Annotated in this window: 12 protein-coding genes; 11 read left to right on the top strand and 1 reads right to left on the bottom strand. The window is 70.6% G+C overall.

Annotation, left to right across the window (positions count from 1 at the left end):
• Positions 1–247 precede the first annotated feature (247 nt).
• On the top strand, positions 248–1672 hold the full coding sequence (locus PGH47_RS16805; RefSeq protein WP_271664115.1) for an NAD-dependent malic enzyme: 1425 nt from the start codon (positions 248–250) through the stop codon (positions 1670–1672).
• 360 nt (positions 1673–2032) lie between these two features.
• Positions 2033–2314 carry an HU family DNA-binding protein gene (locus PGH47_RS16800; RefSeq protein ID WP_007382399.1) on the top strand — a complete coding sequence of 94 codons (282 nt, stop codon included), beginning with the start codon at positions 2033–2035 and terminating at the stop codon, positions 2312–2314.
• A gap of 159 nt (positions 2315–2473) precedes the next feature.
• Here the strand turns inward: PGH47_RS16800 and murA are convergent, their stop codons facing one another.
• Positions 2474–3814, bottom strand: a complete 1341-nt coding sequence (murA, locus tag PGH47_RS16795) for a UDP-N-acetylglucosamine 1-carboxyvinyltransferase (RefSeq protein ID WP_107905685.1) — start codon at positions 3812–3814, stop codon at positions 2474–2476.
• A gap of 308 nt (positions 3815–4122) precedes the next feature.
• Here murA and PGH47_RS16790 point away from each other — a divergent pair, with 308 nt between their 5' ends.
• The 9 genes from PGH47_RS16790 (at position 4123) to PGH47_RS16750 (ending at position 15049) form a co-directional block, all read left to right on the top strand.
• Positions 4123–4695, top strand: coding sequence for a YqgE/AlgH family protein (locus PGH47_RS16790; RefSeq protein ID WP_030946849.1), 573 nt, complete (start codon positions 4123–4125; stop codon positions 4693–4695).
• Positions 4696–4724: 29 nt separating this feature from the next.
• The gene (locus PGH47_RS16785) at positions 4725–5015 is read left to right on the top strand and encodes a DUF3039 domain-containing protein (RefSeq protein ID WP_030946851.1); all 291 of its coding nucleotides are present in this window, start codon (positions 4725–4727) and stop codon (positions 5013–5015) included.
• A gap of 188 nt (positions 5016–5203) precedes the next feature.
• Positions 5204–6496 (top strand): extracellular solute-binding protein, encoded by a 1293-nt coding sequence (locus PGH47_RS16780; RefSeq protein ID WP_271664114.1) that lies wholly within the window; start codon positions 5204–5206, stop codon positions 6494–6496.
• On the top strand, positions 6493–7467 hold the full coding sequence (locus PGH47_RS16775; protein WP_271664113.1) for a carbohydrate ABC transporter permease: 975 nt from the start codon (positions 6493–6495) through the stop codon (positions 7465–7467). Before PGH47_RS16780 ends, PGH47_RS16775 begins: the two co-directional genes overlap by 4 nt.
• Positions 7468–7472: 5 nt before the next feature.
• Positions 7473–8315, top strand: a complete 843-nt coding sequence (locus tag PGH47_RS16770) for a carbohydrate ABC transporter permease (protein ID WP_271664112.1) — start codon at positions 7473–7475, stop codon at positions 8313–8315.
• A 15-nt stretch (positions 8316–8330) separates the two neighbouring features.
• Positions 8331–9941 carry a beta-N-acetylhexosaminidase gene (locus PGH47_RS16765; protein ID WP_271664111.1) on the top strand — a complete coding sequence of 537 codons (1611 nt, stop codon included), beginning with the start codon at positions 8331–8333 and terminating at the stop codon, positions 9939–9941.
• Between the two features lie 235 nt (positions 9942–10176).
• A complete protein-coding gene (locus PGH47_RS16760) occupies positions 10177–11070 on the top strand; it encodes an FAD binding domain-containing protein (RefSeq protein WP_126902744.1) in 894 nt (297 codons plus the stop codon).
• Positions 11067–12743, top strand: a complete 1677-nt coding sequence (locus PGH47_RS16755; RefSeq protein ID WP_271664110.1) for a 2Fe-2S iron-sulfur cluster-binding protein — start codon at positions 11067–11069, stop codon at positions 12741–12743. Before PGH47_RS16760 ends, PGH47_RS16755 begins: the two co-directional genes overlap by 4 nt.
• Entirely contained in the window at positions 12740–15049 is a 2310-nt protein-coding gene (locus PGH47_RS16750; RefSeq protein WP_271664109.1) for a xanthine dehydrogenase family protein molybdopterin-binding subunit, read from the top strand. Before PGH47_RS16755 ends, PGH47_RS16750 begins: the two co-directional genes overlap by 4 nt.
• The last annotated feature ends 210 nt before the right edge of the window (positions 15050–15259 follow it).

Here is a 15259-nt window from a genome sequence, read left to right as displayed (position 1 = left end):
GGCTCGATCCAAGCCCCCGGGCCCAACCTTCGTCGCTACGAGCGACCACTTGCCGCGAGGCGAGCATGGCGGGTCGGTGTCATGAACGTAGGAGAGGCCCACGTCACCGTGTGACGTGGGCCTCTTTTCTTGCGAAGACGTGGCGAACAATACGTTCGCAATCCACGCCCGGCTAACTCCTACTCAGCGGTAGGTGCGACGATCGGACGGCATACCAGCCACACGGTGAAAGCAGAGGAAGTCGGCCATGGCAACGGCGCCCAGCGTCTCCTACTCGATGACGGTCCGGCTGGAGGTGCCCGCGAGCGGAACCGCGGTCTCCCAGCTCACCGGAGCCGTCGAGTCCCACGGAGGCTCGGTGACCGGCCTCGACGTGACCGCATCCGGCCACGAGAAGCTCCGGATCGACGTCACCATCGCCGCCACCTCCACCGCGCACGCCGACGAGATCGTCGAGCAGCTGCGCGGCATCGAGGGCGTCACCCTCGGCAAGGTCTCGGACCGTACGTTCCTCATGCACCTCGGCGGCAAGATCGAGATGCAGTCCAAGCACCCCATCCGCAACCGTGACGACCTGTCCATGATCTACACGCCGGGTGTGGCCCGCGTCTGCATGGCGATCGCCGAGAACCCCGAGGACGCCCGTCGCCTCACCATCAAGCGCAACTCCGTTGCGGTTGTGACGGACGGTTCGGCCGTGCTGGGCCTGGGCAACATCGGCCCGAAGGCCGCGCTGCCGGTGATGGAGGGCAAGGCCGCCCTGTTCAAGCGGTTCGCCGGCATCGACGCCTGGCCGATCTGCCTGGACACCCAGGACACCGACGCGATCGTCGAGATCGTCAAAGCGATCGCCCCCGGCTTCGCCGGCATCAACCTCGAGGACATCTCCGCCCCGCGCTGCTTCGAGATCGAGGCCCGTCTGCGCGAGGCCCTCGACATCCCCGTCTTCCACGACGACCAGCACGGCACCGCGATCGTCGTCCTCGCCGCCCTGACGAACGCACTTCGCTGCACCGGCAAGGCCATCGAGAACATTCGCGTCGTCATGTCCGGTGCCGGCGCCGCCGGTACGGCCATCCTCAAGCTGCTGCTCGCCGCCGGTGTGAAGAACGCCGTCGTGGCCGACATCCACGGCGTGGTGCACGCCGGCCGCGAGGACCTGGTGGACGCCGCGGCCGACTCGCCGCTGCGCTGGATCGCCGACAACACCAACCCCGAGGGCCTGACCGGCACGCTGAAGGAGGCCGTGCGCGGCGCGGACGTCTTCATCGGCGTCTCCGCCCCGAACGTCCTCGACGGCGCCGACGTGGCCGCCATGGCCGAGAACGCGATCGTGTTCGCGCTCGCGAACCCGGACCCCGAGGTCGACCCCGCAATCGCCCGTCAGACGGCCGCAGTTGTGGCCACGGGCCGCTCCGACTTCCCGAACCAGATCAACAACGTGCTGGTCTTCCCAGGTGTCTTCCGCGGTCTGCTGGACGCTCAGTCCCGCACCGTCAACACGGACATGATGCTCGCGGCCGCGAAGGCGCTGGCGGACGTGGTGACCGAGGACGAGCTGAACCCGAACTACATCATCCCGAGCGTGTTCAACGACAAGGTCGCGGGCGCGGTCGCCGGCGCGGTGCGGGAGGCCGCGAAGGCGGTGTCCGCGGTGACGTCGGGCGAGTAATCGCACGGGTTCGGCGCCTCACAGCCCTGAAAAGTGTGCATGGGCTGTGAGGATCGCCACGGCAAGCCCTTGTAACGGCGCGTCGCGGAACCTGGGGCCTTGGAACGCCGTTTATCGTGACGGCCAAGCTCAGGCCCTCTCTTCGTGTGACACCCACGGGTGTTCTCACGACTCCTCCGGGCGCCGGATTGGCTTTCCCGCCGCAGGTAGGGGCAGGATGCGTCTCTGGGCGCGAGGGTCTGACGACGGACCCGGGTCCCGGGTCACACCGAGGACCCTGGCAGCATCGACATCGCTGTGCCCGACATGCGGCTCCGCCGCGTGGCACGCCTCAAGGCAAATGAACACGGGAGTAACAACATGAACCGCAGTGAGCTGGTGGCCGCGCTGGCCGACCGCGCCGAGGTGACCCGCAAGGACGCCGACGCCGTGCTGGCCGCGTTCGCCGAGACCGTCGGCGAGATCGTCGCCAAGGGCGACGAGAAGGTCACGATCCCCGGCTTCCTGACCTTCGAGCGCACCCACCGTGCCGCTCGCACCGCCCGCAACCCGCAGACCGGCGACCCGATCCAGATCCCCGCCGGCTACAGCGTGAAGGTCTCCGCGGGCAGCAAGCTCAAGGAAGCCGCCAAGGGTAAGTAAGGGTCCGCCCGAGCGCCGTTGTGGTGTGGCGCCGTGGGCGACTGCGGGCCCGCCCCGGCTGGTCGCGCAGTTCCCCGCGCCCCCTTTCAGGGCGCTGCAGTAACGCCGATGGGGCGGCCACCCGGAACCGGGTGGCCGCCCCATCGGCGTACGTGTGTGTCAGCCGAGTGCCTTGCCCGGCAGTTCGACCTTCGCGCCGAGCTCCACGAGCTTCTCCATGAAGTTCTCGTAGCCGCGGTTGATGAGGTCGATGCCGTGGACACGGGACGTGCCCTGGGCCGCGAGGGCCGCGATGAGGTACGAGAAGCCGCCGCGCAGGTCGGGGATGACCAGGTCGGCGCCCTGGAGCTTGGTCGGTCCCGAGACCACCGCGGAGTGCAGGAAGTTGCGCTGGCCGAAGCGGCAGTCGGAACCGCCGAGGCACTCCCGGTAGAGCTGGATGTGGGCGCCCATCTGGTTCAGCGCGGACGTGAAGCCGAGGCGGGACTCGTAGACCGTCTCGTGGATGATGGACAGGCCCGTGGCCTGCGTCAGGGCCACGACCAGCGGCTGCTGCCAGTCGGTCTGGAAGCCCGGGTGCACGTCCGTTTCGAGGGCGATGGACTTCAACTGGCCACCGGGGTGCCAGAAACGGATGCCCTCGTCGTCGATCTCGAAGGCACCGCCCACCTTCCGGTAGGTGTTGAGGAACGTCATCATCGAGCGCTGCTGCGCGCCGCGGACGTAGATGTTGCCCTCGGTCGCCAGCGCGGCGGACGCCCAGGAGGCGGCCTCCAGACGGTCCGGCAGGGCGCGGTGGTTGTAGCCGCCGAGCCGGTCCACACCGGTGACACGGATGGTGCGGTCGGTGTCCATCGCGATGATGGCGCCCATCTTCTGCAGGACGCAGATGAGGTCCTCGATCTCGGGCTCCACGGCCGCGTTCGAGAGCTCGGTGACGCCTTCCGCGAGGACGGCCGTCAGCAGCACCTGCTCGGTCGCGCCGACGGACGGGTACGGCAGCCGGATCTTCGTGCCGCGCAGTCGCTGCGGGGCCTCCAGGTACTGGCCGTCGGCACGCTTCTCGATCGTCGCGCCGAACTGCCGCAGCACCTCGAAGTGGAAGTCGATGGGCCGGCCGCCGATGTCGCAGCCGCCGAGGCCGGGGATGAAGGCGTGCCCGAGGCGGTGCAGCAGCGGACCGCACAGGAGGATCGGGATCCGGCTGGAACCCGCGTGGGCATCGATGTCAGCGACGTTCGCGCTCTCCACGTGCGAGGGGTCCATCACCAACTCGCCCGGTTCCTCACCCGGACGGACCGTCACTCCGTGCAGTTGCAGCAGGCCGCGTACGACACGCACGTCACGGATGTCCGGTACGTTGCGCAGTCGACTCGGCTCACTGCCCAGCAGGGCGGCGACCATTGCCTTCGGTACGAGGTTCTTCGCACCGCGGACACGGATCTCGCCCTCCAGCGGGGTTCCGCCGTGGACAAGCAGGACATCGTCGTTGACGGTCATGTATCTCGCGTTCCGATGAGTTGGGCAGGGGCCAGGAGGGAAAGGGTAATCGCCGTCGCCCCCCCTTCAGTAAGCCCAAGTACGGCTCAGGAACGTCATAGCTCTGTCACAACACGAACGGTTCACCGCCGGGCACGAGCGGTCACCGTCGCGGCCGTGCGCCGGGCGGCGCTTCTGTCCGCCCACCCGTCTCCCACCACCACCCTCAAACGAGGCCTTACCAGGCCACTCCTTAATTCATGGCTGCATTCACTCCCGAACCGGCATTGCCTCCCCACACGAAGGGAAGATGCGGGATCATGTCTGGCATGACCGAGGTGTCCTCGCTCACAGGGCGGTTGCTCGTGGCAACGCCCGCCCTGGCGGACCCGAACTTCGACCGAGCGGTGGTGCTCCTTCTCGACCACGACGAGGAGGGCTCCCTCGGCGTCGTCCTCAACCGTCCGACCCCCGTCGACGTGGGCGACATCCTGGAGGGCTGGGCCGACCTCGCCGGCGAGCCCGGTGTCGTCTTCCAGGGCGGCCCGGTGTCCCTGGACTCGGCACTCGGCGTTGCCGTCATCCCCGGTGACGCGAACGGCGAGAGTGCCCCGCTGGGCTGGCGCCGGGTGCACGGCGCGATCGGCCTTGTGGACCTGGAGGCACCGCCGGAGCTGCTTGCCTCGGCCGTCGGCTCCCTGAGAATCTTCGCCGGGTACGCCGGCTGGGGCCCCGGCCAGCTGGAGGACGAGCTGGTGGAGGGCGCCTGGTACGTGGTGGAGTCCGAGCCAGGTGACGTGTCGTCGCCGTCGCCGGAGGGACTGTGGCGCTCGGTGCTGCGCCGCCAGCGCAACGAACTCGCGATGGTGGCCACCTACCCGGACGACCCGTCGCTCAACTGATGCGTGTGAGCTTCAGTACCCTTGGCGGTATGAGCACTCTCGAGCCCGAGCGCGGGACTGGTACGGGGACCCTCGTCGAGCCCACGCCGCAGACTTCCCACGGCGACGGCGACCACGAGCGCTTCGCCCACTACGTCCAGAAGGACAAGATCATGGCGAGCGCCCTCGACGGGACCCCCGTCGTGGCGCTGTGCGGCAAGGTCTGGGTGCCCGGCCGCGACCCGAAGAAGTACCCGGTGTGCCCCATGTGCAAGGAGATCTACGAGTCCATGGGCGCCGGCGGCGGCGACGACAAGGGCAAGGGCGGCGACAAGAAGTAGCCCTCCCTCCCGCCTGAGGTCCACGAAGGCCCCCGGGGCGCGTTCCGACGCGCCCCGGGGGCCTTCGCGTGTCACGAAGTGGTTGAGACCTCTTGTGGACATGTTCACGCAGTCCCTAGGCTCCGTTGCGTTGTGCAGAGCGAAACCGTCATTGCATATGTTGCAACGCACGCCCGGAGGACCGCTCCATGAAGCTCGCCCCCAGACTCGCCGTACTGCTCACCGCCCTGGCCGTCACGGCCTGCGCCCCCCAGACCTCCGACAACTCCTCCTCCGACAAGGACGAGAAGACCGGCACCCTGCGGGTCTGGCTGTTCCAGGAGGTCGGCAACCAGCCGAAGGAGAAGGTCGTCGACGCCGTCGTCGCCGACTTCGAGAAGGAGCACGAGGGCGCGAAGGTCGACGTCGAGTACATCCCGGTCGAGACCCGCGCCCAGCGCGTGAAGGCCGCCTTCAACGACCCGAAGTCCGCCCCCGACGTCATCGAGTACGGCAACACCGACACCGCCGGCTATGTGAAGGACGGCGGACTCCTCGACGTCACCAAGGAGTTCGGCGACTGGAGCGAGGCGAAGGACACCGACCCCACGGCCGCGCAGTCCGTCACCGTGGACGGCAAGATCTACGGCGCCCCCTTCTACGTCGGGGTGCGCGCCCTGTACTACCGCACCGACATCTTCGAGCAACTCGGCCTCGAAGTGCCGAAGACGATGGCCGAGTTGGCGACGACGGCCCGCAAGATCCGCGCCGCCGAGCCCGGGCTGTACGGGCTCGTGGTGGGCGGGGCGTACACCTACGGCGCGATGCCGTTCGTGTGGGCCAACGGCGGTGAGCTCGCCACCGGCAAGGGCGGCTCGTACGCCTCGGCCATCGACAGCGAGGCCGCGCAGAAGGGGATCAAGGCGTACACGTCCCTCTTCTCCGACGACAACTGTCCCGCCGCCAAGTGCGCGGGCATGGGCGGCAACGACACGGTCACCGCGTTCGCGGCCGGCAAGGCGGGCATGGCGATCGGCGGCGACTTCAGCCACGCGGCCGTGGAGGCAGGGAAGGTCAAGGGCAAGTACGCGGTCGTGCCGCTGCCGGGAGTGAAGGCCGGATCCGTCGCGCCGGCGTTCGCCGGGGGCAACAACATCGGCGTCCTGAAGAGCACCTCGCACCGGACGCTGGCGGTCCAGCTGATGGAGCAGCTGGCCTCGAAGGAGACACAGGCGTCGATGTTCGACGCGATGGGGTTCCTGCCGACGTTCGGGGACGTGCGGGAGAAGGCCGCGGCGGAGAAGCCGTATGTGAAGCCCTTCGTGCAGACGCTGTCCTCGGGCACGAAGTTCGTGCCCGCGTCGCCGGCCTGGTCGGGGATCGACTCCTCGCTCGTCCTGCCGACGATGTTCCAGGAGGTCATCAGCGGCAAGAAGGATGTCGCCGGGGCGTCGGGGGATGCGGCCAAGAAGATGGACGAAGCGTTCGGTTCCGTCGGATGACTGCGCCCACTGGGGTAGGGGTTGTGGAGCGTCGGCGGGTGCGGGTGGATCGTGGGTTCTCGCGCAGTTCCCCGCGCCCCCAAGGGCGTTCCCGTCGTCGGAATCAGAAGACGCCCTGGCTCTATCTCGCCCCCGCCCTCGTCGTGCTCGGCGGGCTGCTCGTCTACCCCGTCTATCAGCTCGGGCTGATCTCGTTCTTCGAGTACACGCAGGCCCAGGTCAGCGGCGGGGAGCCGACCACCTTCCAGGGGTTCGGGAACTACTCGGAGCTGTTCTCGGACCCGCAGTTCTGGCAGGTGCTGCTCGCCACCGTCGTCTTCGCGGCGGCCTGTGTCGTCTCGACGCTCGCCGTCGGCTGTGCGCTCGCCGTGCTGCTCACGCGGGTGCGTGCCGTGCCGCGGCTGGCGCTGATGCTGGCCGCGCTGGGGGCCTGGGCGACGCCGGCCATCACCGGGTCGACGGTATGGCTGTTCCTGTTCGACCCGGACTTCGGTCCGGTGAACCGGCTGCTGGGGCTCGGTGACCACTCCTGGACGTACGGGCGGTTCAGCGCCTTCTTCCTGGTGCTGCTCGAAGTGGTCTGGTGCTCCTTCCCGTTCGTGATGGTCACGGTGTACGCCGGTATCCGCTCCGTCCCGGCCGAGGTGCTGGAGGCCGCCGCGCTGGACGGCGCCTCGCAGTGGCGGATCTGGCGGTCGGTGCTGGCGCCGATGCTGCGGCCGATCCTGGTGGTCGTCACCATCCAGTCGGTGATCTGGGACTTCAAGGTCTTCACCCAGATCTACGTCATGACGGGCGGCGGCGGCATCGCCGGCCAGAACCTCGTGCTGAACGTGTACGCCTACCAGAAGGCGTTCGCGTCCTCGCAGTACAGCCTGGGCTCGGCGATCGGCGTGGTGATGCTGCTGATCCTGCTGGCGGTGACGCTCGTGTATCTGCGGCTGCTGCGCAGACAGGGGGAGGAACTGTGACTTCCATGAATCCGGCACGTCTCGTACGGCGGCCCTGGCGGCTGCTCGCGGAGGCGTCCGCGCTGCTGATCGCCGTGGCGGTGGCGTTCCCGCTGTACTGGATGGTGCTCGGCGCCTTCAAACCGGCCGGGGAGATCGAGTCGAGCGAGCCGAAGCCGTGGACGCTGGACCCTTCCCTGGATTCCTTCCGGCGGGTCTTCGAGCAGAACGAATTCGGCCGTTACTTCGTCAACAGTCTTGTCGTCGCATGCACCGTCGTGATCGCCTCGGCGCTCATCGCGTTTCTCGCGGCGACCGCGGTGACACGATTCCGGTTCCGCTTCCGGACCACCTTGCTGATCATGTTTCTGGTGGCCCAGATGGTGCCGGTGGAGGCCCTGACGATCCCCCTGTTCTTCCTCATGCGGGACTTCGGCCAACTGAACACGCTGGGGTCGCTGATCCTGCCGCACATCGCCTTCTCGCTGCCCTTCGCGATCTGGATGCTGCGGGGGTTTGTGAAGGCCGTTCCGGAGGCCATCGAGGAGGCCGCGTACATCGACGGGGCGAGCCGCTCGCGATTCCTGTGGCAGATCCTTTTCCCGCTGGTCTTCCCGGGGTTGGTGGCCACAAGCGTTTTCTCGTTCATCTCCGCCTGGAACGACTTCCTGTTCGCCAAGTCCTTCATCATCAGCGACACCTCGCAGTCGACCCTCCCGATGGCCCTGCTCGTCTTCTACAAGCCGGACGAGCCGGACTGGGGCGGCGTGATGGCGGCCTCGACGGTGATGACGATTCCGGTACTGATCTTCTTCGTGCTCGTGCAGCGACGGCTGGTGTCGGGGCTGGGCGGAGCGGTCAAGGACTGAAAGGTCTGATCATTCATGGATCTCATTCCGCTGCCTCACCGGACGGAACGGGCCGAGGGCTTCTTCGAACTCGGCGACGGCTTCGGTATCGAGGCCGGGCCCGGCACCGAGGGCACCGCGCGATGGCTGCGCGCGACGCTCGGCGCGGCAACCGGCCTCGCGCTGCCGTCCAAGAAGGGGGACGAGTACGACGTCCTCCATCTGTCCGTCCGGCCCGGCCTCGAAGCCGAGGAATACCGCCTGGTCGTCGCCCCTCACGGCGTCCATGTCCAGGGCGGCTCGCCCGCCGGTGTCTTCTGGGGCGCCCAGACGATGCTGCAGCTTCTCGGCCCCGACGCCTTCAGGCGCGCACCCCTTCCCGGCCGTACCTGGCGGTTGCCCCTGACGGAGATCCGGGACGCCCCCCGGTTCCGCTGGCGCGGCGTCATGCTCGACGTGGCCCGGCACTTCATGCCCAAGGACGGCGTGCTGCGCTACCTGGACCTGCTGGCCGCGCACAAACTGAACGTCTTCCACTTCCATCTGACGGACGACCAGGGCTGGCGCGTCGAGATCAGGAAGTACCCCCGGCTCACCGAGGTCGGCTCCTGGCGGGCCCGCACCAAATTCGGCCATCGGGCATCCCCGCTGTGGGAGGAGAAGCCGCACGGTGGCTACTACACCCAGGACGACATCCGCGAGATCGTCGCGTACGCCGCCGAGCGGCATATCACCGTCGTCCCCGAAATCGACGTACCGGGACACTCGCAGGCCGCCATCGCCGCATACCCGGAACTCGGCAACACCGACGTCGTCGACACCACCGCCCTCTCCGTCTGGGACACCTGGGGGATCAATCCGAACGTACTCGCCCCCACCGACAACACCCTGCGCTTCTACGAGGGGGTGTTCGAGGAAGTCCTGGAGCTGTTCCCCTCGGAGTTCATTCATGTCGGCGGCGACGAATGCCCCAAGGACCAGTGGCGGCAGTCGCCGACCGCGCAGGAGCGCATCAGGGAACTCGGGCTGAAGGACGAGGACGAGCTCCAGGCGTGGTTCATCGGCCACTTCGACAGCTGGCTCACCGCGCGCGGACGCCGGCTCATCGGATGGGACGAGATTCTGGAGGGCGGGCTCGCGAAAGGCGCGGCCGTGTCGTCCTGGCGCGGATATGCGGGCGGGGTCGCGGCGGCCCGCGCGGGTCACGACGTCGTCATGTGCCCGGAGCAGCAGGTGTATCTGGACCACCGTCAGGACGCGGGCGCCGACGAGCCCGTACCGATCGGCTTCGTGCGCACCCTGGAGGACGTCTATCGGTTCGAGCCCGTTCCCGCCGAGTTGACGCCCGACGAGGCCCGGCATGTGCTCGGCACCCAGGCCAATCTGTGGACCGAGGTGATGGAGGACCGGGCGCGCGTCGACTACCAGGCGTTTCCGCGCCTCGCCGCCTTCGCCGAGGTGGCCTGGAGCGGCCTGCCCGCCCCGGCGGAACGGGACTTCGCGGGCTTCGAGCGCCGACTGGCCGCCCACTACGGCCGACTTGACGCCCTGGGGGTCGCGTACCGGCCACCCACGGGGCCGCGGCCCTGGCAGCGGAGGCCCGGAGTGCCGGGCCGGCCGATCGACGGCCCGCCCCCGAACAGATAATGGAAAAAACCGGCAAGGGGTCACCGAAGAGTGTCAATCGGTACGCACTGGTGATGGCGGGTGATGCCGTGCGAAAACGGACCATCTCCCTGATCAGGTGGGCGAATGCCTCCTAGCGGACCCCTGTCTTCGTGCCCTGCGAAGATGTGCCAGAGTTGCCACGTCCGCCCTGTCAGCACGTACCGTACGGCAACACAGGTGGGACCAGGTGGGGCAGCGGGAAGGGGCAGCCGGTTTGACCACGCACGCACCGCAGGCGGCGCAGGCCGTCACGCTGCCCACGACGCTGGACGAAGCCGTGGCGGCACTCGCCGCGATGCCCGCCGCCGTGCCCGTGGCGGGCGGCACCGACCTCATGGCCGCCGTCAACTCCGGGCAGCTCAGGCCCGCCGCGCTGGTCGGCCTCGGCCGGATCAGCGAGATCCGCGGCTGGCAGTACCAGGACGGCCACGCGCTGCTCGGCGCGGGCCTCACGCACGCGCGCATGGGCCGCCCCGACTTCGCGGCCCTCATCCCGGCGCTCGCCGCCGCCGCGCGCGCCGCGGGTCCGCCGCAGATCCGCAACGCCGGCACCCTCGGCGGCAACATCGCCTCGGCGTCCCCGACCGGTGACGCGCTGCCGGTGCTCGCCGCCCTCGAAGCGACCCTGATCGTCGCGGGCCCGGGCGGAGCCCGCCGGGAGATCCCGGTGTCGCACCTGCTGGCGGGCATGGAGATGCTGCGCTCCGGCGAACTCATCGGCTACGTGCGCGTGCCGCTGCTGCACGCCCCGCAGGTCTTCCTCAAGGCCACCGGCCGCACCGGCCCGGGGCGCGCCATGGCGTCCGTCGCGGTCGTGCTCGACCCCGCCCGGCGCGGAGTCAGGTGCGCCGTCGGTGCCATAGCGCCGATGCCGCTGCGGCCCCTGGAGGCCGAGCAGTGGGTCGCCCAGCTGATCGACTGGGACAACAACCGCGCGATCGTCCCCGAGGCGCTCAACGCCTTCGGCGAGTACGTCGCCGCCGCCTGCATCCCCGACCCGGCCCCGGCCGAGGACGGTTCCGTGACTCAGCATCCGCCCGCCGTACTGCACCTGCGGCGCACCGTCGCCGCGCTGGCCCGACGAGCACTGGGGAGGGCGCTGTCGTGACCGACGACCGGCATGGAGAGGGCACGCCCCAGGGCGCGGGCCGCTGGGACCCGCTGCCCCAGGGCGAGTACGACGACGGCGCCACCGCCTTCGTCAAGCTCCCCGAAGGGGGCATCGACGCCCTCCTGGCCAACCCCGACAGCCCGCTCGCCGCGCCCGGCCACGGGTACGTCCCGCCGCAGATAACGGTCGCGCCGGGCACCGGCGCGGGCACCGACCCCGCGGCCACCGGCGGCTGGCCCACCGCCGGCACCCCCGCCGAGAGCGACCGCTGGCCCGACCCGAACGCCCCGCAGGAGCAGGGCGGCGACCGGTTCACGTACAACCCCGGCGCCACCCAGCAGTGGAACTTCTCCGAGACCGCGGCGGGCCAGGACACCGGCGCGCCCGGTCAGGACGTCACCGGGCAGTGGTCGATCCCCGTCGCCGGAGGCGACCTTCCGGACGAATCCGGCGAGTTCACCACCTCCTCGCTCGTCGAGCAGTGGGGCGGCGGCACCCCGCCGGCCACGCTGCCGGGCGGCGCGGCCGCCCCCTGGGCGACGCAGGCGCCCGGGCAGCCCTGGGGACAGCAGGCGGAAGCGGCGCCCGCCGAGGCGCTGGGAACCACGCCCGCGCGCCCCACCGACGCCGAGCACGCTCCCGGCCGACCGGGACCGCACGCCGGTGACCCGCATGCCGCGCCGGCCGGCGGGCACCCTGTCCGGCGTCCCGTCGGGACCGGCCCCGCGTCCGCCGCGTTCGACCGGGACGGCGACCCGTCCGCGACGCCCGGCGCGGAGCCCCACGCGCGTGTGGAGCCCGGCACGTTCGCCCCGAGCCGCCCCGAACGGCCCGCCGACGACTCCCCCGAGAGCGCTTCAGAGCCCTCACAGGCCGCCCCGGGGGCCGGTGAGCCCGACTCCGACGACACGGATGCCCGTGGCGCCACAGAGGCCCCCCAGGGCCCCGGAGAGCCCTCCGCCGACAACGAGTCGAGCGCGGAGGCCGCCGAGGACTCCGAGCGGGCCGACGACGCGCCGCCGCCGCCCGGCGAGGAACACCCCCTGGCCTCCTACGTGCTGCGCGTCAACGGCGCCGACCGGCCCGTCTCGGACGCCTGGATCGGCGAGTCGCTGCTCTACGTGCTGCGCGAACGGCTCGGTCTCGCGGGCGCCAAGGACGGCTGCTCGCAGGGCGAGTGCGGCGCCTGCAACGTGCAGGTCGACGGACGGCTCGTCGCGTCCTGCCTGGTGCCCGCCGTGACGGCCGCCGGCAGCGAGGTCCGCACCGTCGAGGGCCTGGCCGTCGACGGACAGCCCTCGGACGTGCAGCGCGCGCTCGCGCGCTGCGGCGCCGTGCAGTGCGGCTTCTGCGTGCCGGGCATGGCGATGACCGTGCACGACCTGCTGGAGGGCAACCCGGCGCCGACCGAGCTGGAGACCCGCCAGGCACTGTGCGGCAACCTGTGCCGCTGCTCCGGCTACCGGGGCGTGGTGGACGCCGTCAAGGAGGTCGTCGCCGAGCGCGAGGCGCACACCGGGGCCGACGACGGCGAACAGGACGGGGACGAGCCGCGTATCCCTCACCAGGCGGGCCCGGGGGCCGGCGGGGTGCACCCGTCGGCGTTCGAGCCGCGCGGCGGCCGGGGATCGCATGACCAGGCGTACGGCCAGGACGGAGGCCAGGCGTGAGCAACGAAGCCGCCACCGCGACCACAGCCGCGGAGGCAGCACCCGCCCCCGAGCCGATCCCGCACGGCCTCGGCGCCTCACTGCAGCCCGCCGACGCCCGTGCCAAGACCGAGGGCACGTTCCCGTACGCGGCCGACCTGTGGGCCGAGGGCCTGCTGTGGGCGGCCGTACTGCGCTCGCCGCACCCGCACGCGCGCATCAAGTCCATCGACACCGCCCACGCGCGGGAGATGCCCGGCGTACGGGCCGTCGTCACGCACGAGGACGTGCCGGGCAGCCCGCTGCTCGGACGCGGCAAGGCCGACCGTCCGGTCTTCGCCTCCGAGGTCGTACGCCACCACGGCGAGCCCATCGCCGCCGTCGCCGCCGACCACCCCGACACCGCGCGGCTGGCTGCCGCGGCCGTCATCGTCGAGTACGAGGTGCTCGACCCGGTCACCGACCCCGAGCAGGCCTTCGAGGCCGAGCCGCTGCACCCCGACGGCAACCTGATCCGGCACATCCCGCTGCGCCACGGCGACCCGGACGCGGCCGGCGACATCGTCGTCGAGGGCCTGTACCGCATCGGCCGCCAGGACCCGGCCCCGATCGGTGCCGAGGCCGGGCTCGCCGTGCCGCGGCCCGACGGCGGCGTGGAGCTCTACCTCGCCTCCACCGACCCGCACACCGACCGCGACCGGGCCGCCGCCTGCTACGGCCTTGAGCCCGAGCGCGTCAAGGTCGTCGTCACCGGCGTGCCCGGTGCCACCGCCGACCGCGAGGACCAGGGCTTCCAACTCCCGCTCGGACTGCTGGCGCTGAAGACCGGCTGCCCGGTGAAGCTGACGGCCACGCGCGAGGAGTCCTTCCTCGGCCACACCCACCGGCACCCGACCCTCCTGCGGTACCGCCACCACGCGGACGCCGAGGGCAGGCTGGTCAAGGTCGAGGCGCAGATCCTGCTGGACGCGGGCGCCTACGCCGACACCTCCGCCGAGGCCCTGGCCGCCGCCGTGGGCTTCGCCTGCGGCCCGTACGTCGTCCCGAACGCCTTCATCGAGGGCTGGGCCGTACGCACCAACAACCCGCCCTCCGGCCATGTGCGCGGCGAGGGCGCCATGCAGGTCTGCGCCGCCTACGAGGCGCAGATGGACAAGCTCGCCAAGAAGCTCGGCGTCGACCCGGCCGAGCTGCGCCTGCGCAACGCGCTGGCCACCGGCGACGTCCTGCCGACGGGCCAGACGGTGACCTGCCCGGCCCCGGTGGCGGAGCTCTTGCAGGCCGTACGGGACTACCCGCTTCCGGCCCTGCCCAAGGACACTCCCGAGGACGAGTGGCTGCTGCCCGGCGGTCCCGAGGGCGCGGGCGAACCGGGTGCCGTGCGCCGGGGCGTGGGCTACGGCCTGGGCATGGTGCACATGCTCGGCGCCGAGGGCGCGGACGAGGTCTCCACGGCGACCGTGAAGGTCCACGACGGCGTGGCGACGGTGCTCTGCGCGGCCGTCGAGACCGGCCAGGGCTTCACGACGCTGGCCCGGCAGATCGTCCAGGAGACCCTCGGCATCGACGAGGTGCACGTGGCACCCGTGGACACCGACCAGCCCCCGGCGGGCGCCGGCTGCCGCGGCCGTCACACCTGGGTGTCGGGCGGCGCGGTGGAGCGCGCGGCCAAGATGGTCCGTACGCAGCTGCTCCAGCCCCTGGCACACAAGTTCGGCATGTCCACCGAGCTGCTCCAGATCACCGACGGCAAGATCACGTCGTACGACGGCGTCCTGTCGACCACCGTCACCGAGGCGATGGACGGCAAGGAGCTGTGGGCGACGGCCCAGTGCCGGCCGCACCCGACCGAACCGCTGAACGACGCCGGCCAGGGCGACGCCTTCGTGGGCATGTCCTTCTGCGCGATCCGCGCGGTGGTCGACGTCGACATCGAGCTGGGCTCGGTGCGTGTGGTCGAGCTGGCGCTCGCCCAGGACGTCGGGCGGGTGCTGAACCCGGCGCAGCTGGAGGCGCGCATCGAGGCGGGTGTGACGCAGGGCTTGGGCATAGCGCTCACGGAGAACCTGCGCTCGGCTCGCGGCCTGATCCGGCACCCGGATCTGACGGGCTACTCCCTGCCGACGGCGCTGGACGCCCCCGACATCCGGATCGTGAAGCTGGTCGAGGAGCGGGACGTGGTCGCGCCCTTCGGCGCCAAGGCGGTCAGCGCGGTGCCGGTGGTGACGTCGCCGGCGGCCATCGCGTCGGCCGTGCGCGCGGCGACGGGTCGTCCCGTGAACCGGCTGCCGATCCGGCCGCAGGCCGCGGTGGTCAACGCGCAGTGAGCCGGCCGGTCGGCCGATCCGTCCGACCGGCAGGACCGCCGGAAGTTCACGATGTGCCGGATTCCCGTTTTGTCCCGCTCGTGGGTCGAGCTCGTGGGAGCGATTCCAGCGAAGAGGGAACGTTCCGGGGTGCGTCGAGCGTCTACTGATGTGAAGCGCTGTCAGTGGGTGTGCTGATCCCGAGGCGTTGTCAGTGGTGGCGCGTAGTGT

Origin of the sequence: Streptomyces sp. HUAS 31, assembly GCF_028198125.1 — a bacterium.
GTDB classification, from domain to species: Bacteria; Actinomycetota; Actinomycetes; order Streptomycetales; family Streptomycetaceae; genus Streptomyces; species Streptomyces chartreusis.
This window is presented reverse-complemented; position numbering and strand designations above follow the sequence as displayed.